The sequence below is a fragment of the Stappia sp. P2PMeth1 genome (assembly GCF_900185735.1).
Lineage (GTDB): Bacteria > Pseudomonadota > Alphaproteobacteria > Rhizobiales > Stappiaceae > Stappia.
Window position 1 is genome coordinate 87511 of sequence record NZ_FYAW01000003.1, and the last position, 26149, is coordinate 113659.

A 26149-nucleotide genomic window follows, 5' to 3' on the forward strand; every position below is an offset into this window, starting at 1 on the left:
CTGGCGCCATAGTCGGCACAGGAGACCCGGCCCCGGCCGGGCCAGTGTGTTTGCGTGGACGGATCCGGCCGATGGCTCTTGGACTAGGCAGAGGACAGACGCTGCTGCGCGGCCTTGCGGTCGCCGGCGCCGTCCTTGCCGCGCCCGGCCCGGCGCTGGCGACAACCTGCGCGGATCTTGGCGCCGAGTTGCGGCAGGTGACGGCCGGCGCGTCCCGCTCGCCCGAATATGCCAGATGGGACGAGGCCCATCGCGCCCAGTCGCAGGCCCTGTCGCTGGCCGAGCGCGACTTCCGCCACCTCGGGTGTTCGGGCGCGGCGGCGGCGCCCTCCTGCCAGGGGCTCGGCCCCAAGATCGAGAGCATGCGCGCCAATCTCGCCAAGATCGAGCGCCAGCGCGCCCGTCATGCCGGCGCGCGGACCAACGCCCGCGAGGCCGAATTGCGCCGCGCCATGGCCCGGCAGAACTGCGATGCCCCGCGCACGGCACAGGCCCCCGCCCCAACCGGCATCCGGGCGGCTCCGCCGTCCGGCGGCGGCTTCCTGTCGCTGTTCGGCATCGGTCGCGGCAATGAGGCCATCCCCCAGCAGGTGAGCGTGGACGCGGCCCGCAACGAGCCTCGCATGCGCTCCACCGTGCGCGTCGGCTCCAGCGACAGCAGCGCCACCATCGCTCGCCGGCCCTCCGGCCCGACCTATCGGACCATGTGCGTGCGCATGTGCGACGGCTTCTTCTTCCCCGTCAGCTTCGCGACCGGCGAGGAAGGGTTCGGCCGCGACGCCGCCGTGTGCCGCTCCATGTGTCCGGGCGCCGAGGCAGAGCTCTTCGTTCACCGCAATCCGGGCGAGAGCGTCGAGAACCTCGTCTCGGTCACCGGCATGCCCTATGGCGATCTGGAGAATGCCAACCGCTTCCGCACCGCCTATGTGGAAGGCTGCGGCTGCCAGCCGAGCGCCGACCGCCAGACCATGGCGAGCCTGATCCGCAGCGGCGACGACGAGGCCGCGTCCTACCTGCGCGACGTCACCGCCGGTGCGTCCCGCGACTTGCGCAGCGGCCTTGCTCCCGACGGCCTTGGCGAGGACGCACAGGACGCCATCGAGGCCCTGCAGCTCCAGGATCCGGACACCCGCCTCAACATGGAACTTGGCTATTCGCCGGTGCGCCAGGGGCCATCGCTGCCCGTTCTCGGCATGCCCTCACGGCGGACACCGCCCGAGGCCGCCCGGGAGCCGGAGACGGCCACATCCGATGCGGCAGACCCGTCCGAGGCGCCGCAGGAGCGCACCGTCAGGATAGTCGGGCCGCGCTATTTCGTTGCCCAATAAGCGGTAGCAACGCCTTCATGTCCGGCCCGTGCTCCTCGCCCGTCAGCGCCTTGCGCAGCGGCAAGAACAGCCCCCGCCCCTTGCGGCCCGTCCGTTCCTTCAGCGCGCCGGTCCAGGCGCCCCACGTCGTCTCGTCGTAGGGCTCCTGCGGCAGCAGCTCCGCCGCCTCGACAAGAAACGCTTGGTCCTCTTCGGCGACAGGCAGTGGCTGCGGCGCAGTCACGGCGCGCCACCAGCGCGCGGCATCCGCCACCGTCTCGCAATTCTCCCGCACCGCCAGCCAGAAGGCTTCGCCCCCGGGAGGAGTATCAAGGATGCCCATCCCGGACAGCCGCGCGGCGACATCCGCATAGGACAGAGCATGCACCAGCTTCGCGTTGAGCGGCCGCAACTCCTGCGGATCGAACTTCGCCGACGAACGCGACACGTCGGCAAGGTCGAAGACCTCCGCCAGCCGCGCCAGGCTTTCCGCCGGCTCCACCGCATGACTGGTGCCGGTCAGAACCGCGAGCGAGGCGACCGCCATCGGCTCGAACCCGTCCTCGCGCAGCGAGCGCAGCGACAGCGCGCCCTTGCGCTTCGACAGGCCCTCGCCGGACACCGTCGTCAGCAGGTTGTGGTGCCCGAAGGCCGGCGGCGCTGCCCCCAGCGCCTCGAAAATGGCGATCTGCACACCGGTGTTGGCGACATGGTCCTCGCCGCGAATGACATGGGTCACCCCGGCGGCGATGTCGTCGACGATGGAGGGCAGCGTGTAGAGATAGCTGCCGTCCTCGCGCACCAGCACCGGATCGGACAGGGAGGCAAGGTCGATGCTCTGCGCCCCGCGGCACAGGTCGTCCCAACTGCGCTCCACCCGCTGTGTGACGAAGGGATCGCCGTCATGGTTCGGCAGCAGGAAGCGCCAGTGCGGCCGCCGGCCTTCCGCCTCCAGCCGCGCCCGCTCCTCATCGCCGAGCTTCAGAGCGGCCCGGTCGTAGACCGGTGGGCGACCGAGCGCCCGCGCCCTGGCGCGCCGCCGCTCCAGTTCGTCCGATGTCTCAAAGCAGGGGTAGAGCAGCCCGGCCGCCTTCAGCTTTTCGGCCGCCGCGTCGTAGAGCGGCAGCCGGTCCGACTGGCGGAAGCTCTCATGCGGCGCGATGCCGAGCCAGCCGAGATCCTCCGCGATCGCGGCGGCGAACTCCTCGCTCGAGCGCTCCTTGTCGGTGTCATCGTAGCGCAGGATGAAGCGCCCCTCGCGGCGCAGCGCGAAGAGCCAGTTGATCAGCGCCGGGCGGGCGTTGCCGATATGCAGGAAGCCCGTCGGCGACGGGGCGAAGCGAACGGTGACGGTCATGGCCCCCTCTTAGCCGGAAGCCCGAGCACTCGCAACGGCGCCTTCCCCCTGCCGCTGGCGCACATGGCGCGAAACCAGCGTCAGCGCCAGCGCCGCCAGCAGGCAGTACAGCGCCATGGCATAGGCCTGCAAGGAATAGGACACGCCGGCATCGATCAGATAGCCGGTCAGGCCCGGCCCCAGCGCCGAGGCGAAGACCATCATCGCCACCGTCACCGAGCGGATCGACCCGAGGTGGCGCACGCCATAGATCTCCGGCCATAGCGCGCCGAACAGCGTCGAGCTGAAGCCATAGCTGACGCCGAGCAGCGCCATGAAGCCGAAGGCGGCAAGCGGGTGCGCCACCGCGCCGAGCAGCACGCAGGCGAGCCCCAGCGGCAGCAGGAAGGTCGGCAGCAGCCGCAGCGCCGTCACCTTGTCGACGAGGTGGCCGGCCAGCAGCGCGCAACTGATGGTCATTGCCGACATCGCCATGAAGGCGGAGGCGAACAGCTCCATCGACCAGCCACGCAGCTCCACCAGGTAGACCTGGTGGAAGAAGATCGTCGTGCCGATGAAGGGCGGCGCCAGCGTGCCGGCGGAAATGATCCAGTAGGCCGGATCGCGCAGCACCTCGGCGCGGGTCCATTGCCGCTGCGCCACCGGCCGCGCGTCGGTGAGCACGGTCCCGCGCGGCACCCGCTCCACCTTCAGCAGCAGGAGCAGCGCCGGCAGCGCCACCAGCACCAGCACGGCGACACCCAGCCACCACGTCCCGCGCCAGCCGAGCAGCCCCGCCAGCGTCACGAAGACCAGCGGCAGGCTCGCCTCGCCGCACTGGATGCCGAGCGAGGCAATGGAGACCGCGCGGCCGCGCTGCGCGTCGTACCAGCGGCCCATCGCGGTCATCGCCACATGGGTCATCATGCCCTGGCCGAACAGCCGCAAGCCGTAGAGCACCACGAACAGCATGGCGACCGAGGAGACGCTGGCCATGCCGGCGGTGAACAGGGCAAGCCCCGCCACCACGCCGCCGGCGACCAGCGCCAGCGGGAAATTGTCGACCGCCTTGCCGACAAAGGTCAGCGACAGCGCCGAGCACAGCGTCGCGGCCATGTAGAGCCCGCCGAACGCGCCGTGGCTGAGGCCGAACTCGGCCCTCAGGTCGCCTGCCACCAGCGAGATGAAATAGGTCTGCCCGAAGCTGGAAAAGAAGGTCAGCAGCAGCCCGGCGCCGAGCCAGCGGAGATTGTCGCGCAGGAAGATGAAGAACGGCATGGCGGCGATCCGCGGCAAAGGTGGCAGGTGAGCAGGCCGGCACGCCCGCGCCCGCGTCAGCCGGGGCCTGGCGCGAGACGAAAGGCGGTGCGACCGCGAGTCGATCAGGTGGAGCGCGGGCCGGCGGCACCGGTCGCAGGACCAGGAAAGAGCCGTCAGGATAGAGAAGTTTCTCCCCCGGCGAAAGAGAGGGCGCTTTCCGACAATGCCCGTCTCAGGTCGCCGCGGTTTCCGCCGGGCATCTCCATGCCAGGACGGTGAGGCAGGCAAGCGCGGCCAGCGCCAGCATCGCCAACCCCGAAGCGTAGAGCACCACACCCGCCACACCGGCACTGTCCAGCACCACGGTCACCAGCAGCGGACCTGCCGCCATCGCGATATTGCTCGGCAGCGACAGGTTGGCCGCCGCGCGCGCATAGCGGCTCGCCGAGAAGAAGCTGAGCGGCAGCAGCGCCCTTGTCAGCGCCGAAATGCCCGATCCGAACCCGTAGAACGCGATGAACAGATAGAGCAGAGAGGCCTGCCCGTCGGCGAGGAGCAACAGCACGGGCGAGCCCACCAGCAGCGCGGCGGCAATGAGGCCGGAGGTCAGCGGCGTCGCGAACCGCCCCGCCAGGACATCGGCAAGCCGCGCCGTGATGCCGAGCACCGAGCGCAGCGCGCCGAGTTCCAGGGCCAGCGCCGGCGAGGCGCCCGACATCTGCAACAGGGCAATCAGCGACGGCGCGAGACCCGTGGTGACCAGGCTGAAGACGATGGAGACCAGCGCAATCAGCAGGAAGGCAAGTCGCGCCCGCGCCTGCGTCAGCCGCAAGGGTTCCACCGCGGCCGCCGCGGCCCGCGCGGCGCCTCCGTCCTCGTCGCGCGGCGACGGCAGAGCGAAGAGATAGAGCGGGCACAGCACGAGTTGGGTACCGGCGGCCGCCAGCATCGCCATGCGCCAGCCGATCGCCCCTTCCAGCAGGCTCCACAGCGGCCAGGCGACGGCGGCCGACAGGCCGGTGAAGATCATCAGGATGCCGATGGAGCGCCGGGCGCCCGCCCCTTCCCGCTCGACCACCGCCGCGTTGCACGGCACGGTCAGGCCGAGTGCGCCGCCGATCCCCATCACCAGCCAGGCGGCGTAGTAGATCAGAACGCCCTGCGCCAGGCTCATGGCGAGCAGCCCCGCCGCCATGGTCGCGGCGCCCGCTGCCAGCACCTGTGCTGCGCCATGCCGCTCGATCAGCCGTCCGGTCCAGGGGCCGGCGAAGCCGCCCAGCAGCATCATCGCCGTCAACCCGCCGAAGGCGAGCGCGTTCGACATGCCGAGTTCGGCGGCGATCCGCCGCCCCAGCACGCCGGGCATGTCGAAGGTCGTCCCCCAGCCGACGATCTGGCCGGCAGCAAGGATGGCGATCAGGCGGAGCCTGTCGAGGCGCATGATCCCTCGCGTGGCGGGAACGGCGGCAGCCCGGTCCGGGATGCCGCCGCCGGAAAAGCGGCCTAGCTGCGGTCGCGGAAGCGGTTGGTGATCGGATAGCGGCGGTCGCGGCCGAAATTCTTGCGGGTGATCTTCACGCCCGGCGCCGACTGCCGGCGCTTGTACTCGGCGATATAGAGTAGGTGCTCGATGCGGTGGATCAGCGCGCGGTCATGGCCGCGCGCCTCGATGTCGCCGACCGACATCTCGTTCTCCACCAGGCACTCGAGAATGTCGTCGAGCACGTCATAGGGCGGCAGCGAATCCTGGTCGGTCTGGTTCTCGCGCAGTTCCGCGGTCGGCACCTTGTCGATGATGTTGACCGGGATCACCTCGCCCGCCGGCCCGAGCAACCCGTCCGGCCGGTTGGCATTGCGCCAGGCAGCGAGCCGGTAGACCTGCGTCTTGTAGAGGTCCTTGATCGGGTTGAAGCCGCCATTCATGTCGCCGTAGAGCGTCGCGTAGCCGACCGACATCTCCGACTTGTTGCCGGTGGTCGCGACCATGGCGCCGAACTTGTTGGAGATCGCCATCAGGATCGTGCCGCGCGCCCGCGACTGGAGATTTTCTTCCGTCACGCCGCTTTCGGTGCCGGCGAACAGCGCCGACAGCCCCTCGGCAAAGCCTTCCACCGCCGGGGCGATCGCCACCGTGTCGTAGCGCACGCCGAGCGCATCCGCGCAGGCCTTTGCGTCGACAAGGCTCTCCGTCGAGGTGTAGCGATAGGGCAGCATCACGCAATGGACCTTGTCAGCCCCCAGCGCGTCGACGGCCATGGCCGCAACCACCGCGCTGTCGATGCCGCCGGACAGGCCCAGCACCACGCCCGGGAAACGGTTCTTGTTCACATAGTCGCGAAAGCCGAGAACGCAGGCCTGCCAGCGCGCAGCATCGTTGTCCGGCAGCTCCGCCTTCGGCCCGCTCTCACAGACCCAGCGCCCGTCCGCATCGCGATGCCAGTCGGTGATCGCGATCTCCTCGACGAACTCAGCCATCTGGAAGGCAAGCCGCCGATCGGCCTGCAGCGCGAAGGATGCCCCGTCGAACACCAGTTCGTCCTGGCCGCCAAGCTGGTTGCAATAGACCAGCGGCAGGCCGGTCTCGACCACCCGCGCCACCATCACCTGCAGCCGCACATCCGGCTTGCCGGCGTGAAAGGGCGAGCCGTTCGGCACCAGCAGCAGCTCCGCGCCGGTCTCCTCGAGACACTCGCAGACCTCCTCGGTCCATGCGTCCTCGCAGATCGGCAGACCGAGACGGATGCCGCGAAAGCCGACCGGCCCCGGCAAGGGACCTGCCTGGAACACGCGCTTTTCGTCGAACTCGCCATAATTCGGCAGGTCATACTTGAACCGCACGCCCTCGATGCGCCCGCCGTCGACCAGCGCCACCGCATTATGCAGCTTGTCGCCCTCGCGCCAGGGCAGGCCGATGACGATGCCCGGTCCGCCGTCGGCCGTGTCCGCCACCAACTCGTCCAGCGCCGCCCGGCAGGCGGCAACGAAGGCCGGCTTCAGCACCAGATCCTCCGGCGGATAGCCGGACAGGAACAGCTCGGACAGCAGCAGCAGATCGGCTCCGCCGGCGGCGGCCTGCGCGCGGGCACGGCGCGCCAGCGCCAGGTTGCCCTCGACATCGCCGACGGTCGGGTTCATCTGCGCCACCGCCAGGCGCAGCCTGTCAGGGAGGGCCGAAGAGCCGGTTTTCGGGGAAGATTCGGTCGGGGTCGCGCTCATGCCAAACGGTGTAGCCCGGCCCTTGCGCCTGCGCAATCGGCGAGAACGCATGGCGGCCGCTACACCGCGGCCCGACGGCCGGCTCAGATATAAAGGGTGTTGCTCCCCGCCCCTGGTGTCGCCAGCGCCGCTGCCGCGACGGCCGGAGACGGCCGTGCCGACGCCCGCGTGCAGCCGCGCGGTGCCGGCCGCAACCGCCCGCCGCTGCGCAGGAACGGACGGTGCTCGGTCAGCACCCGCTGCAAGCGGTGGTACAGCATGGCCGGCGCCAGCGGCTTTGCCAGAAACTCGTGGATGCCAAGGTCGACCGCCTCCAGCACCACCGGCTTGCGCGCGTCGGCACTCGCCAGGATCACCGGGGTGGTCGCCACGCCCATGTCGGCGTCCGCGCGCAGGAGCGCCAGAAACTCGGCACCGCTCAACGGAGACATCACCCAGTCGCAGATGACGACGTCCGGTTTCCTGTCCACAGTCGTCGCGAACCCTTCCGCTCCATCCACCGCATCAAAGATGCGGCGCACACCAAAGCCGCCAAGGATCGCCCGAAACAGGCTGCGCATATGCGAATTGTCGTCGATGACGAGCACCGACACTGCTGAAAGATCTAAAACCATGCCGCTCGGTCCCCTCCCGATGCGCCCATACTTAAAAATATGCGAAATACGGAAAAATTTCCTTACGTAAGTTTTTCCAGTGCAACCCCGCCGTGAAATGTCCGGCGCGGCGCGCATGACCCTTACCTCAGGACATGTTTCCGAAAAACTACCAAGGGTGGGAAACGAAACCGCCGCCGGCTGCAAACCGGCGGCGGGTATCGTTATCTCGGCTTCACGGGCCGGCTACAGTCAGGCGATGGCCGCCTCGCGCTCCGGATTGCTCCGCTGATCGCGCTCCTTGCGGACGTTCTCGGCCACCATGAAGGCAAGCTCGATCGCCTGCTCGGCATTGAGCCGCGGATCGCAATAGGTGTGGTAGCGGTCGGCGAGATCCTCCGCCGTCAGCGCCCGGGCCCCGCCCGTGCACTCGGTGACGTTCTTGCCGGTCATCTCCACATGGATGCCGCCGGCATAGGTGCCTTCCGCCCGGTGCACGGCGAAGAAGGCCTCGACCTCGCGCATGATCCGCTCGAACGGCCGCGTCTTGTAGCCACCGGCGGTGACCGTGTTGCCATGCATGGGATCGCAGGACCACACCACCTTCCTGCCCTCGCGCTCGACCGCGCGCACGAGCTGCGGCAGGTGCTCGAACACCTTGTCGGCGCCGAAGCGGCAGATCAGCGTCAGCCGGCCGGCCTCGTTGGCCGGGTTCAGCGTGTCGATCAGGCCCAGAAGTTCGTCGGCCTTCAGGCTCGGGCCGCACTTCAGCCCGATCGGGTTCTTGATGCCGCGGAAGAACTCCACATGCGCATGGTCCGGCTGGCGGGTGCGGTCGCCGATCCACAGCATGTGGCCGGAGGTGGCGTACCAGTCGCCGGAGGTGCTGTCGACGCGGGTCATCGCCTGCTCGTAGCCGAGCAGCAGCGCCTCGTGGCTGGTGAAGAAATCCGTCGAGCGCAGTTGCGGCGCACTGTCCGGATCGATGCCGCAGGCCCGCATGAACTCCAGGCTCTCGGAGATGCGGTCGGCCAGCGCCTGATAGCGGTGGCTCTGCGGGCTGTCCTTGACGAAGGACAGCATCCAGCGGTGCACATGGTCGAGATTGGCGAAGCCGCCCTGCGCGAAGGCACGCAAGAGGTTCAGCGTCGCGGCCGACTGGCGGTAGGCCATGACCTGGCGCTGCGGATCCGGCTCGCGGGTCTCCGGCGTGAAGGCGATGTCGTTGACGATGTCGCCGCGGTAGCTCGGCAGTTCCACGTCGCCCTGCTTCTCCATCGGCGCGGAGCGCGGCTTGGCGAACTGGCCGGCGATGCGGCCGACCTTCACCACCGGCTGCGCCGAGGCATAGGTGAGCACGACGGCCATCTGCAGGAAGACGCGGAAGAAGTCGCGGATATGATCCGCGTGGTGCTCCGCAAAGCTCTCCGCGCAATCGCCGCCCTGCAGCAGGAAACCGCGTCCTTCGGCCACTTCGGCGAGCTGGGCCTTCAGCTTTCTCGCCTCACCTGCAAAAACGAGCGGCGGAAAGTCGGACAGGCGGCGCTCCACTTCCGCGAGCGCGTCCGCGTCGCGATACTCGGGCACCTGCACGATCGGCTTCGACCGCCAGCTATCCGGTGTCCAGTTCTGCGCCATTGCTCCAACTCCGTGTAAAAGACCTTCGGCAAGATCTTGTGCCAGCAGGCATCCGCTCCGGTTGCGTGTTTCGTTTGCCTCGTCCGTCCGCTCGCCACGCCAAACGGATGTCGCGCGGACGGCAGGTGCCGGGCGTTATACACGCGCCAGCGAGACGAGGCCACAGATAACGTCGCGGGCGCCTGCCACAACGCCGCACCGCGCTTTTGCGCATTGCCCGCGAGCGCGCGACCTGAAACTCTCTGCAAGGATCAGCAAGCCACGACCTGCCAGCCACCCGCAGGAGAGCCAGCCGGATGCCGCTCGAACACGATCACTCCGCCGCCGCCATCGCGGCGCGCCTTGCCCGCGGCCCGCGCATCAGCTACCTGCGCGACTGGATCTATGGCGGCATCGACGGCGCCATCACCACCTTCGCAATCGTCGCCGGCAGCGTCGGCGCGAACCTTTCGGCCCGCGTCGTGCTGATCCTCGGCGTCGCCAACCTGATCGCCGACGGCTTCTCCATGGCCGCCGCCAATTACTCGGGCACCAAGGCCGAACACGACGACTACCGCCGGCTCAAGGCGATGGAAGAGCGCCATATCGACAAGGTGCCGGACGGCGAGCGCGAGGAGATCCGCCAGATCTTCCGCGGCAAAGGCTATGACGGCGCCGAACTGGAGCAGATGACCGAGCTCATCACCTCCCGCCGCGCCGTCTGGGTCGAGACCATGCTCGCCGAGGAACATGGCGTTTCCGGGGGCCTGCGCGATCCCTTGCGCGCCGCGCTTGCCACCTTCTCCGCCTTCGTGCTGTGCGGCGCGGTTCCGCTCGTCCCCTTCCTCGCCGGACTGGAGGCCTCCGCCACCGCCGCCGTGGTGGCGACCGGGGCGGTCTTCTTCGCCATCGGCTCGGCCAAGTCGATCTGGTCGACGCAGGGCTGGCTGCGCTCGGGCACGGAGACGCTCGCCATCGGCCTTGGCGCTGCTGCCCTCGCCTGGGCGATCGGCTTTTTCCTGGAGCGGCTGCTGACCTGAGCGGCCCTGCGACCCGCCTCAGACGGCGATGCGGCGCAGGCCGGTCTGGGCCAGCAGCCGGTCGAACAACCCGAGCAGGTCCGGCTCGATCTGCTGTGCGCGCGGATAGCGCGGCGCCGCCCGGTCGGCCAGCATCGGCGCGTCCCAGCCGTCCGTCGTCTCGATGAAGTGACGCACGCCCTCCTCGCCCCAGAAGGCATGAAAGCCGGCGAGCACGCAGTCGACATAGCTCTGCAGGATCGGATGATCGTCGTCGCCGGGACGGCGGATCTCGCTGTCCGCCTCGTAGAGGAAGGCCCCCGCCGCGCCGCTCGCCCCGTCGCCGTCGCGGCGGAAGGACGGGCCGATGCCGTCGATCCGGCGATAGCGCCGCTCGCGCGCGTCGAGCTCGGCAAGCCGCTCGGCCGGCTCGCTCACCATCACGCCGCGGATCGCCGTATCCTCCGCCCGGCGCACGGTCAGCGTACACACCTTCGGCAGGTTTTCCGCCCCTACTGGGCGCCACCAGGCGCGCCACTCGCGCCGCCAGCCTGCGAGCGTTCCGGCCTCCGCCCGCGCCTGCGGACCCAGCGTCCGGGTGTTGACGAGCGATCCGTAACCGAAATACGTGATGGTCATGCGTTTCGTTCCCGTGGCGCGCCGCCCCCGCGGCTCCCCCCGCGCGCCTCTCCCTTCTGCCTAAAGGATCGCCCGGCCGATGACCACCCTTCCCTATGTGCAATCCCATGGCTGGACCGACGCCGACACCGCGCGTCTGCGGATCGACACGCCGGCCGCCAGCCGGCTCGTCCATTTCAACAATGCCGGCGCCAGCCTGCCGCCCGCCCCGGTCCTTGCCGCCGTCAAGGCGCATCTCGATCTGGAGGCGGAGATCGGCGGCTACGAGGCCGCCGACCGGGCGGCGTCCATGGTCGCCGATTTCTATCCGGCCGTTGCCGCGCTGCTGGGTGCTGCCCCGCACGAGATCGCCTATGTGGAGAATGCCACCCGCGCCTGGGACATGGCCTTCTACTCGATCCCGTTCCGCCCCGGCGACCGGGTGATCACCGGCCGCGCCGAATATGTCTCCAACTATGTGGCGCTGTTGCAGATGAAGGCCCGCGCCGGCATCGAGATCGACCTGATCGACGACGACGAGACCGGCCAGATCGACCTGAAGGCGCTGGAGGCGGCGATCACCCCGAAGACCCGGCTGATCGCCCTCACCCATGTCCCGACCTTCGGCGGGCTGGTCAATCCGGCCGAGGAGGTCGGCGCCATCGCCCGCCGCCATGGGCTGCTCTACCTGCTGGATGCCTGCCAGTCCGCCGGCCAGATCGCCCTCGACGTCACCCGCATCGGCTGCCACATGCTCTCCGGCACCGGGCGCAAGTATCTGCGCGGGCCGCGCGGCACCGGCTTCCTCTATGTCTCGGACGCCGTGCTCGACCAGCTCGAGCCCGCCTTCATCGATCTGGAATCTGCCGAGTGGCTCGACGCGGCGAGCTACCGCCTCGTCGACGGCGCGCGCCGCTTCGAGAACTGGGAGCGCTATTTCGCCGGCCAGATCGGCCTCGGCGTCGCCGTGCGCTATGCGCTGGAGGTGGGCGCGCAGCGGCTGGAAGACCGCATCTGCGCCCTTGCCGCCCTGCTGCGGGAGGAACTCGTGAAGCTCCCCGGCGTCGCCGTGCATGACCGCGGCACGCGCCGCTGCGGCATCGTCACGCTGACGGTGGCGGGCGAGGCCCCGTCCGCGACGAAGGCCCGTCTCACGGCTGCCGGCATCAACACCTCCGTCTCCACGGCCTCCTCCGCGCGCATCGACCTGCCGCGTCGCGGTCTCGACGCGGTCCTGCGCGCCTCGCTGCACGCCTACAACACGGAAGTGGAGATCGAGACCCTGCTGAAGGCCCTGCGGGAGGGCTGAGAAGGTCAGTCAGGGTTTACGGAGAGGTAGCGCCCAGGCCCCGGCGGACGATGGCCGGGGACGCGGCGCCGACCACCCCTCCCCGCGTCCTCCTGCACGCAAGCCTCTCTTTCGTCAACCCCGGCCAAGCGAAGCGCGAGCCGGGGCCGGCGAGCCGAGGGCCTGTCGGCCGCGCTCCGGAAGGACACCACTGGCGCCGTGGCTCTCCGGTCCCGGATCGTCGGCCTTCGGCCTCGTCCGGGAAGACGCAGGCGAAGGTATGTGCGACAAACGCTCGCTGAGGGTACCTCTGGTTCCCGGCTCGGCGCTACGCGCCGTCCGGGAGGACGCAAGGAGAGGTTCATGCCCGCCCTCCGGCGCCGTGCTTTTGGGCCGTTCGGCATCGCGGCCGGGAATGCAAGCGCAAGGCTTACTTTCAGGCCCCGAACGCCTCAGCGTCGGCCTCTTTCAGCGAGACGGATTCGCCGCAGCCGCAGGCGGAAACCTCGTTGGGATTGCGGAACACGAAGCCGGAGCGGAACTTCGTCACCTCGTGATCCATCTCCGTGCCGAGCAGGAACAGCGCCGCCGACGGTTCGATGAAGATCCTGACGCCCTTGTCGTCGATCACGTCGTCGCCCGGCTTTGCCTCCTCGACGAGGCTCATGTCGTATTCCATGCCGGCGCAGCCGCCCTTCTTGATCCCGACGCGCAGGCCGAGAACGGGCCTGGCCGAATTGTCGATGATCTCGCGCACGCGCTCGGCGGCGGCGTCGGTCAGTTTCAGGACCTGGAATCTGGAAGCCATATCCGTTCCCCGGTTCTACTAGCGTTTGGCGGGGCCCGAAGCCTCCGCGTTAGCCGTCAATATAGGGCCGAGCGGCGCTCAATACCAGTTGAGCGCCACCTTGGCCTCTTCCGACATGCGCTCGGGCGTCCACGGCGGATCGAACACCATCTGCACGTTGACGTCGCCGACGCCCGGAACCGCGCTGACGGCGTTCTCCACCCAGCCCGGCATCTCGCCGGCGACCGGGCAGCCCGGCGCGGTCAGCGTCATGTCGATGGCGACCGAGCGGTCGTCCTCGATGTCGACCTTGTAGATCAGGCCCAACTCATAGATATCGCAGGGAATTTCCGGGTCGTAGACGGTCTTCAGCGCCCCGACGATGTCGTCGGTCAGGCGCTTCAGCTCGTCTTCGGAAAAGGCGGAGCCGGTGGCCGAAATCTCGGCCTGGGCGTCCTCGTCCTGGATCAGTTGGTCTTCGCTCATCTCGCCCTCATGCGAAAAAGTCGTGGGCTTTCTGCAACGCCTCGACCAGCCTGTCGACCTCGTCGAACGTGTTGTAGAGGCCGAAGCTCGCCCGGCAGGTGGAGGTCACGCCATAGCGCGCCAGCAGCGGCTGCGCGCAATGCGTGCCGGCCCGCACGGCGACGCCCTCGCGGTCGATGACCATCGACACGTCATGAGCATGCACCCCCTTCATCTCGAAGGCGATGATGGCGCCCTTGCCCGGCGCCTCGCCGAAGATGCGGATCGAGTTGATCTGCTTCAGCCGCTCCTGCGCATAGTCGCGCAGCGCCGCCTCATGCGCGGCGATCCGCTCGCGTCCGAGCCCGTCCATGTAGTCGAGCGCGGCCGCAAGGCCGATCGCCTGGACGATCGGCGGCGTTCCGGCCTCGAAGCGGTGCGGCGGGCTGTTGTAGGTCACCATCTCCTCGGTGACGTCGAGGATCATCTCGCCGCCGCCGTTGAACGGACGCATCCGCTCCAGATGCTCCATCCTGCCCCACAGCACGCCGATGCCGGTCGGGCCGTAGACCTTGTGGCCGGTGAAGACGAAGAAGTCGCAGCCGAGGTCCTGCACATCGACCGGCATGTGCACCGCCGACTGGCTGCCGTCGACCAGCACCGGAATGCCGCGCGCATGGGCGATGCGGCACAGGTCACGGATCGGCACCACGGTGCCGAGCACGTTCGACATCTGGGTGATCGCCACCAGCTTGGTCTTCGGCGACAAGGCCGCCTCGAAAGCCTCAAGGTCGAACGAGCCGTCCTCGCGCACATAGACCCATTTCAGCACCGCGCCCTGCCGTTCCCGCAGGAAGTGCCAGGGCACGATGTTGGAGTGGTGCTCCATGATCGACAGGACGATCTCGTCGCCCGCTCCGATCCGCTCCACGCCGAAGGTCTGGGCGACCAGGTTGATCGCCTCGGTGGTCGAGCGGGTGAAGATCACCTCGTCCTGCGACGGCGCGTTGAGGAACCGGCGCACGGTCTCGCGCGCGGCCTCGAAATTCTCGGTCGCCGTGTTCGACAGGTAGTGCAGCCCGCGATGGACATTGGCGTATTCGTGCGAATAGGCCTTCGTCACCGCGTCGATCACCGCCTGCGGCTTCTGGGCCGAGGCGCCATTGTCGAGATAGACAAGCGGCTTGCCATAGACCTGGCGCGACAGGATCGGAAAGTCGCGGCGCACCGCCATCACGTCATAGGGGGCGCTTGCAACGGCACCGGGATCGGGCATCGACGTCATCTGCGTTCTCCCGCTTCGCCGGGGCGCCTGCCCCGGCCTGTACGGTGCTGCCGGGGCTTTGCGCCCCGGAAGCCTTTGCATCGGGGCTCTGTGCCCCGGAAGCACGCCGGGCCAGGGCTTACGCCCCGGCGGCCAGCCATGCGCGGATACGCTCCTCGAAGGCCTCCACGACGATCTCCTCGCCGATCTCCTCGACCGCTTCCGACAGGAAGGCGAGCACCAGCAGCGTGCGGGCCTCGGCCTCCGGAATGCCGCGCGAGCGCAGGTAGAACAGCAGATCCTCGTCGATCTGGCCACTCGTTGCGCCATGCGCGCACTGCACGTCGTCGGCGAAGATCTCCAGTTCCGGCTTCAGCGACATCTCCGCGTCGTCCGACAGCAGCAGCGACTGGGTCATCATCTGGCCGTCGGTCTTCTGCGCATGCGGGCGGACGATGATCTTGCCCTGGAAGATGCCCTTGGCGCCGTCGCCGACCACCGTCTTGAACAGCTCGCGGCTGTCGCAATGCGGCACCGCATGGTCCACCACCAGCGTCTGGTCGACATGCTGGCCGGCCCGCACCATGGTGATGCCGAGCAGGTCGGCGCGCGACCCCTCGCCGGTGAAGGCGATGAAGGACTGGTGCCGGGCAAAGCCCGCGCCGATGCCGGCGCCGATCAGCTTCACCTTGGTTTCGGCTCCGAGCGTCACCACGGCACTGCCGACATGGGTGGTGCCGGCGGCTTCCGCCTGCAGGCGGGCGACGGTCACCTCCGCCTCGTCGCCGGCGCGAATGTCGGTCAGCGTGTTGGAGAAGCTCCCCTCCGCCCCGCCGACGAAGGTCTCCAGCACGGTCGCCTTGGCGCCCTTGGCCGCCGTCACGATCACCCGCTCGCTGGTCGAGACGGCGCTCGCCGACAGCGCGTGGACGATCTCGACCGGCTTGTCGAGCGAGGCCCCCTCGGCCAGCGACAGCACGAGGCCGTCGGCGCAGAAGACGGCGCTGAGGCCCGTCGCCGCATCGCCGGCGGCGATCTGCGGCAGGTGCATCAGGCTCTCGCCCTCTTCGACAAGCGCCTCGGCGAGCGGGCGCACGCCCACGCCGGCCTCGGCCAGCGCGGCAACGTCGGAGAGGCCGGCATGGAAATGGCCGTCGACGATCACGAGCCGGTAGCGGTCGGCCACGCCGTAGACGTCGTCGAGCGCGGCGAGCGCCGCCTTCGCGTCATCGTCGCTGCGGCGCGCGGCAAAGGCCGGAACGCTCTTCAGCCTCGCGCGCAGGTCGGAGTACTTCCACTCCTCGACCCGGCGATGCGGCAGCCCGCTTCTGCGGAAGGCGTCGAAGGCCGACTTGCGGAGCCCGGCGACCGCCGCTCCGCCCGGCAGGGCGTCGCGGTCGCGGTAATAGGCCTCGGCCAGGTCGGTTTCGGCCCTGGTCTCCAGGGTGCGTGGTTCGATGGTCATGTCTCTATCCTGACCTCTCACGCGGCCGCGTCGACAAAGTCGGCGTAGCCCTTCTGCTCCAGTTCCAGCGCCAGCTCCGGGCCGCCGGTCTTGACGATGCGCCCCTTCGACAGGACATGCACCACGTCCGGCACGATGTGGTCGAGCAGGCGCTGGTAGTGGGTGATCACCACGAAGGAGCGATCCGGCCCGCGCAGGCGGTTGACGCCGTCCGACACCACCTTCAGCGCGTCGATGTCGAGGCCGCTATCGGTCTCGTCGAGCACGCAGAGCGAGGGCTGCAGCAGGGCCATCTGCAGGATCTCGGCGCGCTTCTTCTCGCCGCCGGAGAAGCCGACATTCAGCGGCCGCTTCAGCATGTCCATGGTGATCTGCAGTTCGCCGGCCTTCTCCTTGACCCGCTTCATGAATTCCGGCGTCGAGAGCTCGTCTTCGCCGCGCGCCTTGCGCTGCGCGTTGAGCGCCGTCTTCAGGAAGGTCATCGTCGCCACGCCCGGGATCTCGATCGGGTACTGGAAGGCGAGGAAGACGCCGGCGGCGGCGCGCTCGTCCGGCGCCAGGTCCAGGAGGCTCTGGCCGTTATAGACGATGTCGCCTTCGGTGACTTCGTAGTCGTCCTTGCCGGCGAGGATATAGGACAGGGTCGACTTGCCGGAGCCGTTCGGGCCCATGATGGCGTGCACTTCGCCCGGCTTCACGACAAGGTCGATGCCGCGCAGGATCTCGGTGCCGTCTTCGGCGATGCGGGCGTGCAGGTTCTTGATCTCAAGCATTTTGGTATCCGTCGGTCTTTCAGGATGTTCGGTATGCGAGGCGGTCGGCCGGCGTCAGCCGACCGAGCCTTCGAGCGAGATGGAGATCAGCTTCTGCGCCTCGACGGCGAACTCCATCGGCAGTTGCTGGATCACGTCCTTGACGAAGCCGTTGACGATCAACGCCACCGCTTCCTCGTCGGAGAGCCCCCGCTGCTGGCAGTAGAACATCTGGTCGTCGGAGATCTTCGAGGTGGTCGCCTCGTGTTCGAACACGGCCGTCGCGTTCTTCGACTCGATATAGGGCACCGTGTGGGCGCCGCAATCCTGGCCGATCAGCAGGCTGTCGCACTGTGTGAAGTTGCGCGCGTTCGACGCCTTGCGATGCGCCGAGACGAGGCCGCGATAGGTGTTCTGCGACTTGCCGGCCGAGATGCCCTTGGAGATGATGCGGCTCGACGTGTTCTTGCCGAGATGGATCATCTTGGTGCCGCTGTCGATCTGCTGATAGCCGTTCGACACCGCGATCGAGTAGAACTCGCCGCGCGAATTGTCGCCGCGCAGGATGCAGGACGGATACTTCCAGGTGATCGCCGACCCGGTCTCGACCTGGGTCCAGGAGATCTTGGAATTCTTGCCACGGCAATCGCCACGCTTGGTGACGAAGTTGTAGATGCCGCCCTTGCCTTCCTTGTCGCCCGGAAACCAGTTCTGCACGGTCGAATACTTGATCTCGGCATCGTCCAGGGCAATGAGCTCGACCACCGCCGCGTGCAACTGGTTCTCGTCGCGCTGCGGCGCCGTGCAGCCCTCCAGATAGGAGACATAGGCGCCCTTCTCGGCGATGATCAGCGTGCGTTCGAACTGGCCGGTGTTCTTCTCGTTGATGCGGAAATAGGTCGACAGCTCCATCGGGCAGCGCACGCCCTCCGGCACGTAGACGAACGAACCGTCGGTGAAGACCGCCGAATTCAGCGTCGCGTAGAAGTTGTCGGTGACCGGCACCACGGAGCCGATATACTTGCGCACCAGTTCGGGGTGCTCGCGCAGCGCCTCGGAAATCGAGCAGAAGATGACGCCGGCCTTCTTCAGCTCCTCCTTGAAGGTGGTGACCACCGACACGCTGTCGAACACCGCATCCACCGCGACCCGGCTCTTCGGCTCGACGCCGGCCAGAATCTCCTGCTCGCGCAAGGGGATACCCAGCTTCTCATAGGTCCTCAGCAACTCCGGGTCGACCTCGTCGAGGCTCTTCGGCCCCGGCGCGGACTTCGGCGCGGCGTAGTAATAGATGTCGTTGAAGTCGATCTTCGGGTACTCGACGCGGGCCCAGGTCGGCTCGGTCATGGTCAGCCAGCGCCGATAGGCCTCCAGCCGCCATTCCAGCATCCACTCCGGCTCGTTCTTCTTGGCCGAGATGAAGCGGATGATGTCTTCGTTGAGTCCCTTGGGAGCCTTTTCGGACTCGATGTCGGTGATGAAACCGTACTTGTATTGATCGACGTCGATCGACCGGACACGGTCGATCGTCTCCTGAACTGCAGCCATGCGTGTCTCCATCCACTGCGGTGTCAAGGACCGCGGGTTGTCGCACTATGTGATGGGCGCGGCCGCCGGCCGCCCCCGGTCATTCTTCCGTTCTGGACGCAGCCGAGCCGCGTCCGGGTCGTGACGGGGCGCAGGCCGCGCCCCTTATCGCTCGTGTGGTCCGGATCCCGTCAGGCGGCGCGGCCCGCGCCTGTCTGCCTGATCCGTCCCGATATCCGCCGCCATGCGGCAAGAAACATCTCGATCTCATCCGGCGCGGTGTTGCGCCCGAGGCTGATCCTGATGGCACCGCGCGCCAGATCCCGCTCCACGCCCATCGCCGACAGCACCGGCGAGACGCCGACCTTGCCGCTGGAGCAGGCGGAGCCGGACGACACCGCGATGCCCTCCAGATCGAGGGCGATCAGCGCGGTCTCCGCCGCCACGCCCGGCACCGCGAAGCAACTCGTGTTGCCGAGCCGCGGTGCGCCGGCGCCGAAAACCACTGTGTCGGCCCATATATGGCGAAGCTGCCGCTCCATGCCATCCCGAAGGGCCGTAATTTCGTCCCATCCAACCAGTTCCGCCGCCGCCAGTTCCGCCGCAAGGCCGAAACCGGCGATCGCCGCGACATTCTCCGTGCCCGCGCGGCGCCAGTTTTCCTGTCCGCCGCCGGTGAGCAAGGGGGCCGGGTGCAACCCTGCCCTGCGCACCACCAGCGCGCCCGCGCCCTGCGGGCCGCCGATCTTGTGGGCCGACAGCGCCAGGCTGTCGGCGCCCCAGGCCTCCATGTCGATGGCGATGCGGCCGGCCGCCTGCACGCCGTCCACATGCAGCACCGCGCCGCTGCCCTTGAGTGCCGACGAAATCTCGCCCAGCGGCTGCAGCACGCCGGTCTCGTTGTTGGCCGCCATCACCGCCACCAGCAGGCTCTCGCCCGCCGCCGTCAGTTCGCCGACCCGCGCGCTCAGCACCGCGACATCGACGAGGCCCTGGCCGTCGACCGGGACGCTCTCGCGCGCCTCGGCCGGAAAGCGCCCGCCGGCCGCGACCGAGGGATGCTCGCTCGCCGCCACCAGCAGCCGGGTGAACCGCCGCTCGCCGCGACCGTCCTTCCAGACCGGCGACAGCGCCGTCACGTTCGCCTCGGTGGCGCCGCAGGTGAAGGTGACCTGCGCGCCCGGCACGCCGCACAGCCGGGCGACCTGCGCCCGCGCCGTCTCGATCGTGCCGCGCGCCCGCCGGCCCGGCCCGTGCACCGACGAGGCGTTGCCGGTCTGGGTCAGCACCCGGCAGACAAGCTCGGCCACCTGCGGGCGCAATGGCGCGCCTGCATTGTGATCGAGATAGATGCCGGCCCCTGACGTCATGACCCTCGTACCGTCTGCGCCGAAAACACGCCGCTCAAAACTGCTCCGCCGGACCGTCCGTCCGACAAAAAAACCGACCCGGCTGTCATCTTGCGCGATGCAATTCTTGCAATTCCGCGTGGAGATCGGTTTAAGACATCCCTATATACCACGCTGGCCGGACGGACAGATCGACACGACTGGTCGACCGGGCCGCCGACGTGAACCGGACGAGACGCGGCCTCCGCCGTCAACTTTCGAACGATTCTAAAGAAGTTGTAGGAACCAGGGCCAGCCGAGTCAAGTCGGACTACGCAATTGCCCTGAGCTTCGCAACCCCGCGCGGCCCGGCGAACGGCAAGGAAAGTTAAGGAACGAATGCCCCATGAACGAGGTGGTCCATGCCTGAAGTGATTTTCAACGGTCCGGCCGGCCGGATCGAAGGCCGCTTTCAGCCGGCGAAATCGCGAACGGCCCCCATCGCCCTGATCCTGCACCTGCATCCGCAGTTCGGCGGGACGATGAACAACCAGATCGTCTATCAGCTCTACTACATGTTCGCGAAGCGCGGCTTCGCCGTGCTGCGGTTCAACTTCCGCGGCGTCGGGCGCAGCCAGGGCTCCTTCGACCATGGCCAGGGCGAGCTTTCGGACGCGGCGGCCGCCCTCGACTGGGTGCAGACCGTACATCCGGACGCGCGCTCCTGCTGGATCGCCGGCTTCTCCTTCGGCGCCTGGATCGGCATGCAGCTCCTGATGCGCCGCCCGGAGGTGGAAGGCTTCATTTCCGCCGCTCCGCCGGCCAACCTGCATGATTTCTCGTTCCTGGCCCCCTGCCCCTCCTCCGGCCTGATCGTCCATGGCGATGCCGACAAGGTGGTGCCGTCGAAGGACGTCCAGACCCTGGTCGACAAGCTCAAGACGCAGAAGGGCATCGTCATCGATCACAAGGTGATTCCGGGCGCCAACCACTTCTTCGAGAACCATATGGAAGAGCTGATGGCCGAGTGCGGCGCCTATCTCGACAAGCGCCTCGGCGTCACCAGCGAGATGGCCTGAGCCTCAAAAACAAGCCAAACCCTTGAAACGCCGGCCGCCTTGGCCGGCGTTTCGCTTTGGGAGCCACGCCGAAATTTGCGACGGATTTTGCAAAATCCTGTCTCAAAACGGCCGAATCTTGCGACACTCGCGCAAAAGCACAGGGCCGGGCCGGAGGGCGCCCTGTGCGCCTGTCGCCGCCGGGCCGCCGCAGCGCCGGCCTGTTATCCCCCTTCCCCATGGGCAAGCGGCGCGGGTATAAGCCCCCGAACAGCCGCCGCAGCCTCCAGGAGCCGCCCATGCCCTCGCCCGCCCTCGTCTTCGATCTCGACGGCACCCTGGTCGACACCCGCCACGACCTTGCCGCCGCGGTCAACGGGGTGATGCGCGAGGAGGGCCTCGGAGAAGTCGGTCTCGACACGTTCGGACACCTCTATGGCGTCGGCGCCCGGCCGCTGCTCGCCAAGGCGCTGCTGGAGAACGGCATCGCCGACCCCGACCCGATCGAGATCGAGCGGCTGTTTCTGCGCTTCATCGCGCTCTACCGGGCCGACATCGCCGGCCGCAGCCTGCCCTTTCCCGGCATCCTGGATCTGCTGGTCGCCTTCCGCGCCGAAGGCTGGCGGCTGGCCGTGTGCACCAACAAGTCCGAGCCGATCGCCCGCCAGCTTCTGGACCATCTGAAAATGCTGGACCTGTTCGACGCGCTGGTCGGCGGCGACACCTTCGCGCGGTCCAAGCCCGACGCCATGCCGGTGCTCGGCGCGATCGAGCGCGCCGGCGCGCGGCTTGCCGGCTCGGTGATGATCGGCGACAGCCGGGCCGACATCGACGCGGCCCGCGCCGCCGGCATTCCGGTGGTCGCCGTCACCTTCGGCTACACCGCCGTGCCGGTGCGCGAGCTTTCGCCCGACGCGGTCATCGACCATTTCGACGAGTTGCGCTCCGCCCTCGACCGTCTCGGCCTCGGCCTCGCCGTCGGCTGAGCCCCGAGCCCAGGACCGGGCGCCGGCGGCGCCGGCCAGAAAGCGGACAGAAGTCGCTCAGAAGTCGGTGAGCAGCCGCGACCAGCTTTCGGACGACAGGCCTTCCGCATAGAGCAGGTCCTGTTCCACCGCCCGGTGCAAAGCCGGCAGCCGGCCGGCAACGCAGAAAAAGCCGCGATGGCGGAACGTTACGTGAGCCATCGCCTGCAGCGCCGGCATCAGGAAGGGCTGCGTCATGCCGCGGGCCTCTGCATATCCCTGCCGGTCGAGATCGGCCAGCAGCGCCGCGACGCTCTCGCGCTCCCGCCCTTCGAGACACAGGAGGTTGAGCACGGTCGCCCGCCCGCGCCCGCTGCCGCAATAGGCGGCGGCGCCGATGATCGCGCCGCCGGCATCGGTCACCAGACAGAAGCGCAGCGCTCCAAGGCCCGGATTGCTCTCCACCATCCGCATCAGCCAGGCGAACTCCGCCGGATCCCAGTCGGGACGGACGCTGAACCGCCCCAGCATCGGCCGGGCCTCGAACAGGAAGCGCGCCGGGCCGACGGCCTCAACGGCAAGGCCCTCCGGCATTCTGGCGACAAGGCGCCTGTGGCGACGGCGCAGGCCCGCATCGAGCAGTCGGAGCGGCGCCAGCGCGATCTGCCCCGCCCTGCTCCGCAGGGCGCGGTGCAGGCGCGGCACCTCGGCGGCCAGCGGCCGGAACAGGCGGCGCCACTCCAGGCTCTGGATCGGCAGCACATGCCCCCCGGCGGCCCGCCAGTGGTGGGAACTGGTCTCGACGGCCGTATCCGAGAACAGGAAATCGTGCCGCTTGCCGCGAAAATAGCGGGAGAGGCTGGCCGCCCCGCGCGACCCCGCCTCGCCGGAGGCCATGAAGTTGCACAGGAGCCGCGCCGTCACCAATTGGCCCTCGACGCGAAAACGCATCGGCACCGACAGGATCGCCGCGCGGACGGTGCCGCTCTCGTCCTCGAACACCCGGCTGCCGTTGTCGGACGACAGATGCGGGCTGCCGAAGCACAGCGCCTCCAGATAGGCCTCCAGCCCCGGCGCCTGCCGGCCGTTGCGAAAGGCGCTCGCGAAAATCGCCGCGACGCCGGCCACGTCCCGTCGTTCCATCGGCCGACTGCACTGTTGTGTCGCGCTGCGCACCATACTGCTTCTGACGATATGTCCGTGCATTCGCAAAACCGCCCTCTGTTTCCGGCGACTATGCCGGCAGGGCCTTGAACGAGACTTTATTCCGGGACCAAAAACGCCCTGCGGCCTAAAAAAATGCCGATGAAGTAAACCATTCGCAAATGCGGCCGCGCGGCGCACAATGACGCAGGCACCGTCTGCCCGATCGCGGGCGACTGCGCATTGAGACCGCAGCCGCAAGGCTGGTCGCGAAAACGATGAAGGACAGGACGCCCGCGAGCGCCGGAGGACGGCCGAAACGGCCGGGCTGCGGGAAGGACCAAAATGCGGGAAGGAATGGTGGGCGATACTGGGATTGAACCAGTGACCTTTCCGGTGTGAACGGAACGCTCTCCCGCTGAGCTAATCGCCCATGGCCTGTCGGCTGGTGAGGGGTATCTAAAGGAGCGGGCCGGCTTGCGCAAGGCGGAATTTGGACGCCTGTGGATTTTCCCCATGCCCGACGCCGGCAGCATGTCGCACCCGCGCATCGCCATGACGTTTTGTTGACCCCGCCCCGCTTTATTTCATGTCTGCCGGCATAATTTCGCCATACATGTATTCGCCGCCGTTTTTATTTGACAAGATTGACGGCTACTCACAAACTGCCCGCAAATAGAAGCAAAAACCTTCCATTGGACTAGGGGTCAGCCCCTCGCAGCCCGGGCACAGTGCGCATGGCAGATCAGACCACCTCCACCGAACAGCAGACGGTGGCCCTTATCCTTCTGGATCAGTTCTCGCTGATCGCCTTCACCTCGACGATCGAGCCGATCCGCATCGCCAACCGGGTGCTCGGCCAGGAGTTCTATTCCTGGAAGACCTATTCGGTGGACGGCAACCCGGTGCAGGCCAGCAACGGCTGCCATCTCTCGGTCCAGGGGTCGATCAACGACCTTGAGGACGCCGACATCACCTTGATCTGTTCCGGCGTCGACGTGGAGCGCGTGCCGCTGCCCAAGGAACTGGGGACGCGGCTGCGCAAGCTGAACGCGCGCGGGCGCACCTATGGCGCGGTCTGCACCGGCTCCTATGTGCTCGCCCGCTACCATCTTCTCGACGGTCGCCGCTGTACGATCCACTGGGAGAACCTGCGCTCCTTCCGCGAGGAGTTTCCCGAGATCGAGGTCTCGGGCGACCTCTTCGCCATCGACCGCAACTGCATCACCTGCGCCGGCGGCATGGCCGCGCTCGACATGATGCTGCGCGTCATCGCCATCCAGCACGGCGCCTATCTGGCGCATGAAGTGGCGGAGGTGGCGCTCTATCAGAACATGCGCTCGGGCGAGAGCGCGCAGCGCCACGATCTGGAAAGCCGCACCGGCATTTCCAACGTCAAGATCCTCGACGCCATCCGCATCATGGACCTGCATATCGAGGATCCGCTGTCCTGCCAGCAACTGGCGATGACGGTCAACCTCAGCCCGCGCCAGTTGGAGCGGCTGTTCCGCCGCCATTTCGACTGCACGCCGGGCCAGTATTATCTCAAGCTGCGGCTGGAGACGGCGCGCGACCTGCTGCGGCGCACCAACCGGCCGGTGCTCGACGTCGCCATCGCCTGCGGCTTCGCCTCCACTTCGCATTTCACCAAATGCTACCGGGAGCGCTACAACTGCACCCCGACGGAGGAGCGCCAGTCCTATTTCTGGGCGCAGGGCGGGCGCAAGCAGAGCGCCCGCATGGCCGGCCGGGCGCGACTGGTCACCTCGCACTGACCCTCCCCGCGACGGGCGGGACAAGAGCAAAGCGGCGACGGCCACGCGTCGGCGCGCGCGGGACGCACCGCCCTCGCGTTTCGTCCTCCCGCGCGCCTCTCTTTTCGTCGTCCCGGACGCAGGCGAAGCCGGAGATCCGGGGTCTATTGGCTGCCAGAGCGGCGGCGAGGACGCGCCCGCACTAGCCCCACACTCGGCCTGTCGTCCCGGTTTCGGCTTGCCTAAGACCGGACCCAGTAACCACAGGTCGCGAGGCTCAAGCTTCGGCGCTACCGCCGGGCGGTCGGAGGCTGCTGCCCTCGCACAATCATGCAGCCCAGCGGATACTGGATACCTGCCTTCGCAGGTATGACAGCCGTGGAATGGAGCGAACGCCTTCCGTCTCACATCCGCCTGACGGCGCTTGCCGTGTCCATCCCCACGAACGTTCGTGGCTCCCCGGTCCCGGATCGTCGGCCTTCGGCCTCGTCCGGGAAGACGCGGGGAGAGGCATGTGCGACAAATATCCGCTGAGGGCGCCAATGGGTCCCGGCTCTGCGCTGCGCGCGGCCGGGATGACGTCCTGAGAATGAGGCGCGACCTCACCCCATCTCGGAGCCCCCCGGTCGCGCGCAAGCACGCGCCGGTCACCCAACCCACGGATGTCACCCCGGCCGCAGGCGAAGCCGGAGAGCCGGGGTCTATTGGCTGCCAGAGCGGCGGCGAGGACGCGCCCGCACTAGCCCCACGCTCGGCCTGTCGTCCCGGTTTCGGCTTGCCGAAGACCGGACCCAGTAACCACAGGTCGCGAGGCTCAAGCTTCGGCGCTACCGCCGGGCGGTCGGAGGCTGCCGCCGTCACGCCACCACCAGCCCCGGCGGATACTGGATACCTGCCTTCGCAGGTATGACAGCCGTGGAATGGAGCGAACGCCTTCCGTCTCACGCCCGCCTGACGGCGCTTGCCGTGTCCGTTCCTGACCCCCTTCATCCTCCGGCACAGCCCCTCCCCGCGTCCTCCCGGACGGCGCGTCAGCGCCGAGCCGGGACCGGCGAGCCGAGGGCCTGTCGGCTGCGCGCCCGAACGACGCCACACGCACCGTGCCTCTCCGGTCCCGGATCGCGGCTGCGCCTTGCCCGGGACGACGCGGGGAAAGGTCTGTGCAACCAACCTCCGCTGAGGGTGCCAATGGTTCCCGGCTCTCCGGCTTCGCCTGCGGCCGGGATGACGTCCTGAGAGGAAGGCATGACCTCACATCCCCTCGGCCGTCATCAACTCTGTTGTTGGATCTGATCTCTGAGCCTTGCATTGAGGATGACGACGATCTTTCTCATGAGAGCGGCGATGGCGACGATTGGCTTCTTTCCGTTCTGGACAAGCCGTTGAT

The 26149-nt window shown here is 68.1% G+C and carries 21 protein-coding genes, 1 tRNA gene and 1 pseudogene; 6 read left to right on the top strand and 17 right to left on the bottom strand.

What is annotated here, in order from left to right; translation table 11 throughout:
- Positions 1 to 71 precede the first annotated feature (71 nt).
- Positions 72 to 1328 carry a DUF2865 domain-containing protein gene (locus P2PM1_RS00835; protein ID WP_186397841.1) on the top strand — a complete coding sequence of 419 codons (1257 nt, stop codon included), beginning with the start codon at positions 72 to 74 and terminating at the stop codon, positions 1326 to 1328.
- Here the strand turns inward: P2PM1_RS00835 and gltX are convergent.
- The 6 genes from gltX to P2PM1_RS00865 form a co-directional block, all read right to left on the bottom strand.
- Complete coding sequence (gene gltX, locus P2PM1_RS00840; protein WP_186397842.1) at positions 1291 to 2664, bottom strand: glutamate--tRNA ligase; 1374 nt, start codon at positions 2662 to 2664, stop codon at positions 1291 to 1293. The genes P2PM1_RS00835 and gltX overlap by 38 nt on opposite strands.
- A gap of 9 nt (positions 2665 to 2673) precedes the next feature.
- Complete coding sequence (locus P2PM1_RS00845) at positions 2674 to 3921, bottom strand: MFS transporter (RefSeq protein ID WP_186397843.1); 1248 nt, start codon at positions 3919 to 3921, stop codon at positions 2674 to 2676.
- A 214-nt stretch (positions 3922 to 4135) separates the two neighbouring features.
- Positions 4136 to 5344 (bottom strand): MFS transporter, encoded by a 1209-nt coding sequence (locus P2PM1_RS00850; RefSeq protein ID WP_186397844.1) that lies wholly within the window; start codon positions 5342 to 5344, stop codon positions 4136 to 4138.
- 62 nt (positions 5345 to 5406) lie between these two features.
- The gene (locus P2PM1_RS00855; protein WP_186397845.1) at positions 5407 to 7119 is read right to left on the bottom strand and encodes an NAD+ synthase; all 1713 of its coding nucleotides are present in this window, start codon (positions 7117 to 7119) and stop codon (positions 5407 to 5409) included.
- Between the two features lie 83 nt (positions 7120 to 7202).
- Positions 7203 to 7733, bottom strand: a complete 531-nt coding sequence (locus P2PM1_RS00860) for a response regulator (protein ID WP_186397846.1) — start codon at positions 7731 to 7733, stop codon at positions 7203 to 7205.
- Between the two features lie 231 nt (positions 7734 to 7964).
- Positions 7965 to 9350: a class II 3-deoxy-7-phosphoheptulonate synthase gene (locus P2PM1_RS00865; RefSeq protein WP_186397847.1), complete on the bottom strand. Its 1386-nt coding sequence runs from the start codon at positions 9348 to 9350 to the stop codon at positions 7965 to 7967.
- A 296-nt stretch (positions 9351 to 9646) separates the two neighbouring features.
- Here P2PM1_RS00865 and P2PM1_RS00870 point away from each other — a divergent pair, with 296 nt between their 5' ends.
- Complete coding sequence (locus P2PM1_RS00870) at positions 9647 to 10369, top strand: VIT1/CCC1 transporter family protein (protein ID WP_186397848.1); 723 nt, start codon at positions 9647 to 9649, stop codon at positions 10367 to 10369.
- 18 nt (positions 10370 to 10387) lie between these two features.
- Here the strand turns inward: P2PM1_RS00870 and P2PM1_RS00875 are convergent, their stop codons facing one another.
- On the bottom strand, positions 10388 to 10987 hold the full coding sequence (locus tag P2PM1_RS00875; protein ID WP_186397517.1) for a gamma-glutamylcyclotransferase: 600 nt from the start codon (positions 10985 to 10987) through the stop codon (positions 10388 to 10390).
- A 79-nt stretch (positions 10988 to 11066) separates the two neighbouring features.
- On the opposite strand from P2PM1_RS00875, the gene P2PM1_RS00880 reads away from it, so the two are divergent.
- Positions 11067 to 12275 (top strand): aminotransferase class V-fold PLP-dependent enzyme, encoded by a 1209-nt coding sequence (locus tag P2PM1_RS00880; RefSeq protein ID WP_186397849.1) that lies wholly within the window; start codon positions 11067 to 11069, stop codon positions 12273 to 12275.
- A gap of 415 nt (positions 12276 to 12690) precedes the next feature.
- On the opposite strand, the gene P2PM1_RS00885 is transcribed toward P2PM1_RS00880, so the two are convergent.
- From P2PM1_RS00885 to P2PM1_RS00915, 7 genes are all read right to left on the bottom strand, one after another.
- Positions 12691 to 13062 carry an iron-sulfur cluster assembly accessory protein gene (locus tag P2PM1_RS00885; protein ID WP_186389358.1) on the bottom strand — a complete coding sequence of 124 codons (372 nt, stop codon included), beginning with the start codon at positions 13060 to 13062 and terminating at the stop codon, positions 12691 to 12693.
- Between the two features lie 78 nt (positions 13063 to 13140).
- Entirely contained in the window at positions 13141 to 13527 is a 387-nt protein-coding gene (locus P2PM1_RS00890; protein WP_186397520.1) for an SUF system Fe-S cluster assembly protein, read from the bottom strand.
- A gap of 7 nt (positions 13528 to 13534) precedes the next feature.
- A complete protein-coding gene (locus P2PM1_RS00895; protein ID WP_244301377.1) occupies positions 13535 to 14782 on the bottom strand; it encodes a cysteine desulfurase in 1248 nt (415 codons plus the stop codon).
- A gap of 127 nt (positions 14783 to 14909) precedes the next feature.
- Positions 14910 to 16235 carry a Fe-S cluster assembly protein SufD gene (gene sufD / locus P2PM1_RS00900; RefSeq protein WP_186397851.1) on the bottom strand — a complete coding sequence of 442 codons (1326 nt, stop codon included), beginning with the start codon at positions 16233 to 16235 and terminating at the stop codon, positions 14910 to 14912.
- Between the two features lie 17 nt (positions 16236 to 16252).
- Positions 16253 to 17008 carry a Fe-S cluster assembly ATPase SufC gene (sufC, locus tag P2PM1_RS00905; RefSeq protein WP_186397852.1) on the bottom strand — a complete coding sequence of 252 codons (756 nt, stop codon included), beginning with the start codon at positions 17006 to 17008 and terminating at the stop codon, positions 16253 to 16255.
- Positions 17009 to 17062: 54 nt separating this feature from the next.
- A complete protein-coding gene (sufB, locus tag P2PM1_RS00910) occupies positions 17063 to 18535 on the bottom strand; it encodes a Fe-S cluster assembly protein SufB (protein ID WP_186389354.1) in 1473 nt (490 codons plus the stop codon).
- A gap of 170 nt (positions 18536 to 18705) precedes the next feature.
- The gene (locus tag P2PM1_RS00915) at positions 18706 to 19884 is read right to left on the bottom strand and encodes a cysteine desulfurase family protein (protein ID WP_186397853.1); all 1179 of its coding nucleotides are present in this window, start codon (positions 19882 to 19884) and stop codon (positions 18706 to 18708) included.
- Positions 19885 to 20264: 380 nt separating this feature from the next.
- Between P2PM1_RS00915 and P2PM1_RS00920 the strand changes: the two genes are divergently transcribed.
- Both P2PM1_RS00920 and P2PM1_RS00925 read left to right on the top strand, forming a co-directional pair.
- Positions 20265 to 20921 (top strand): alpha/beta hydrolase, encoded by a 657-nt coding sequence (locus P2PM1_RS00920; protein WP_186389352.1) that lies wholly within the window; start codon positions 20265 to 20267, stop codon positions 20919 to 20921.
- A gap of 278 nt (positions 20922 to 21199) precedes the next feature.
- Complete coding sequence (locus P2PM1_RS00925; protein WP_186397854.1) at positions 21200 to 21886, top strand: HAD-IA family hydrolase; 687 nt, start codon at positions 21200 to 21202, stop codon at positions 21884 to 21886.
- Positions 21887 to 21943: 57 nt separating this feature from the next.
- On the opposite strand, the gene P2PM1_RS00930 is transcribed toward P2PM1_RS00925, so the two are convergent.
- Positions 21944 to 23008 (bottom strand): GNAT family N-acetyltransferase, encoded by a 1065-nt coding sequence (locus P2PM1_RS00930; RefSeq protein ID WP_186397855.1) that lies wholly within the window; start codon positions 23006 to 23008, stop codon positions 21944 to 21946.
- Between the two features lie 358 nt (positions 23009 to 23366).
- Positions 23367 to 23441 (bottom strand) — tRNA-Val (locus tag P2PM1_RS00935).
- 304 nt (positions 23442 to 23745) lie between these two features.
- On the opposite strand from P2PM1_RS00935, the gene P2PM1_RS00940 reads away from it, so the two are divergent.
- On the top strand, positions 23746 to 24783 hold the full coding sequence (locus P2PM1_RS00940) for a GlxA family transcriptional regulator (RefSeq protein ID WP_186389349.1): 1038 nt from the start codon (positions 23746 to 23748) through the stop codon (positions 24781 to 24783).
- A 1250-nt stretch (positions 24784 to 26033) separates the two neighbouring features.
- On the opposite strand, the pseudogene P2PM1_RS25320 reads toward P2PM1_RS00940, so the two are convergent.
- Positions 26034 to 26149: pseudogene (locus tag P2PM1_RS25320) on the bottom strand (IS110 family transposase); the annotation flags it as partial.

Excerpts from the sequence above, each read along its gene's own strand:
- P2PM1_RS00930 (WP_186397855.1), bottom strand. The coding sequence starts at position 23,008 with ATGGAACGACGGGACGTGGCCGGCGTCGCGGCGATTTTCGCGAGCGCC.
- P2PM1_RS00880 (WP_186397849.1), top strand. The coding sequence starts at position 11,067 with ATGACCACCCTTCCCTATGTGCAATCCCATGGCTGGACCGACGCCGAC.
- P2PM1_RS00925 (WP_186397854.1), top strand. The coding sequence starts at position 21,200 with ATGCCCTCGCCCGCCCTCGTCTTCGATCTCGACGGCACCCTGGTCGAC.
- P2PM1_RS00890 (WP_186397520.1), bottom strand. The coding sequence starts at position 13,527 with ATGAGCGAAGACCAACTGATCCAGGACGAGGACGCCCAGGCCGAGATT.
- P2PM1_RS00870 (WP_186397848.1), top strand. The coding sequence starts at position 9,647 with ATGCCGCTCGAACACGATCACTCCGCCGCCGCCATCGCGGCGCGCCTT.
- sufB (WP_186389354.1), bottom strand. The coding sequence starts at position 18,535 with ATGGCTGCAGTTCAGGAGACGATCGACCGTGTCCGGTCGATCGACGTC.
- P2PM1_RS00855 (WP_186397845.1), bottom strand. The coding sequence starts at position 7,119 with ATGAGCGCGACCCCGACCGAATCTTCCCCGAAAACCGGCTCTTCGGCC.
- P2PM1_RS00850 (WP_186397844.1), bottom strand. The coding sequence starts at position 5,344 with ATGCGCCTCGACAGGCTCCGCCTGATCGCCATCCTTGCTGCCGGCCAG.
- P2PM1_RS00885 (WP_186389358.1), bottom strand. The coding sequence starts at position 13,062 with ATGGCTTCCAGATTCCAGGTCCTGAAACTGACCGACGCCGCCGCCGAG.
- P2PM1_RS00915 (WP_186397853.1), bottom strand. The coding sequence starts at position 19,884 with ATGACGTCAGGGGCCGGCATCTATCTCGATCACAATGCAGGCGCGCCA.
- P2PM1_RS00845 (WP_186397843.1), bottom strand. The coding sequence starts at position 3,921 with ATGCCGTTCTTCATCTTCCTGCGCGACAATCTCCGCTGGCTCGGCGCC.
- P2PM1_RS00940 (WP_186389349.1), top strand. The coding sequence starts at position 23,746 with ATGGCAGATCAGACCACCTCCACCGAACAGCAGACGGTGGCCCTTATC.
- P2PM1_RS00860 (WP_186397846.1), bottom strand. The coding sequence starts at position 7,733 with ATGGTTTTAGATCTTTCAGCAGTGTCGGTGCTCGTCATCGACGACAAT.
- P2PM1_RS00895 (WP_244301377.1), bottom strand. The coding sequence starts at position 14,782 with ATGCCCGATCCCGGTGCCGTTGCAAGCGCCCCCTATGACGTGATGGCG.
- P2PM1_RS00865 (WP_186397847.1), bottom strand. The coding sequence starts at position 9,350 with ATGGCGCAGAACTGGACACCGGATAGCTGGCGGTCGAAGCCGATCGTG.
- P2PM1_RS00875 (WP_186397517.1), bottom strand. The coding sequence starts at position 10,987 with ATGACCATCACGTATTTCGGTTACGGATCGCTCGTCAACACCCGGACG.
- P2PM1_RS00835 (WP_186397841.1), top strand. The coding sequence starts at position 72 with ATGGCTCTTGGACTAGGCAGAGGACAGACGCTGCTGCGCGGCCTTGCG.
- P2PM1_RS00920 (WP_186389352.1), top strand. The coding sequence starts at position 20,265 with ATGCCTGAAGTGATTTTCAACGGTCCGGCCGGCCGGATCGAAGGCCGC.
- sufD (WP_186397851.1), bottom strand. The coding sequence starts at position 16,235 with ATGACCATCGAACCACGCACCCTGGAGACCAGGGCCGAAACCGACCTG.
- gltX (WP_186397842.1), bottom strand. The coding sequence starts at position 2,664 with ATGACCGTCACCGTTCGCTTCGCCCCGTCGCCGACGGGCTTCCTGCAT.
- sufC (WP_186397852.1), bottom strand. The coding sequence starts at position 17,008 with ATGCTTGAGATCAAGAACCTGCACGCCCGCATCGCCGAAGACGGCACC.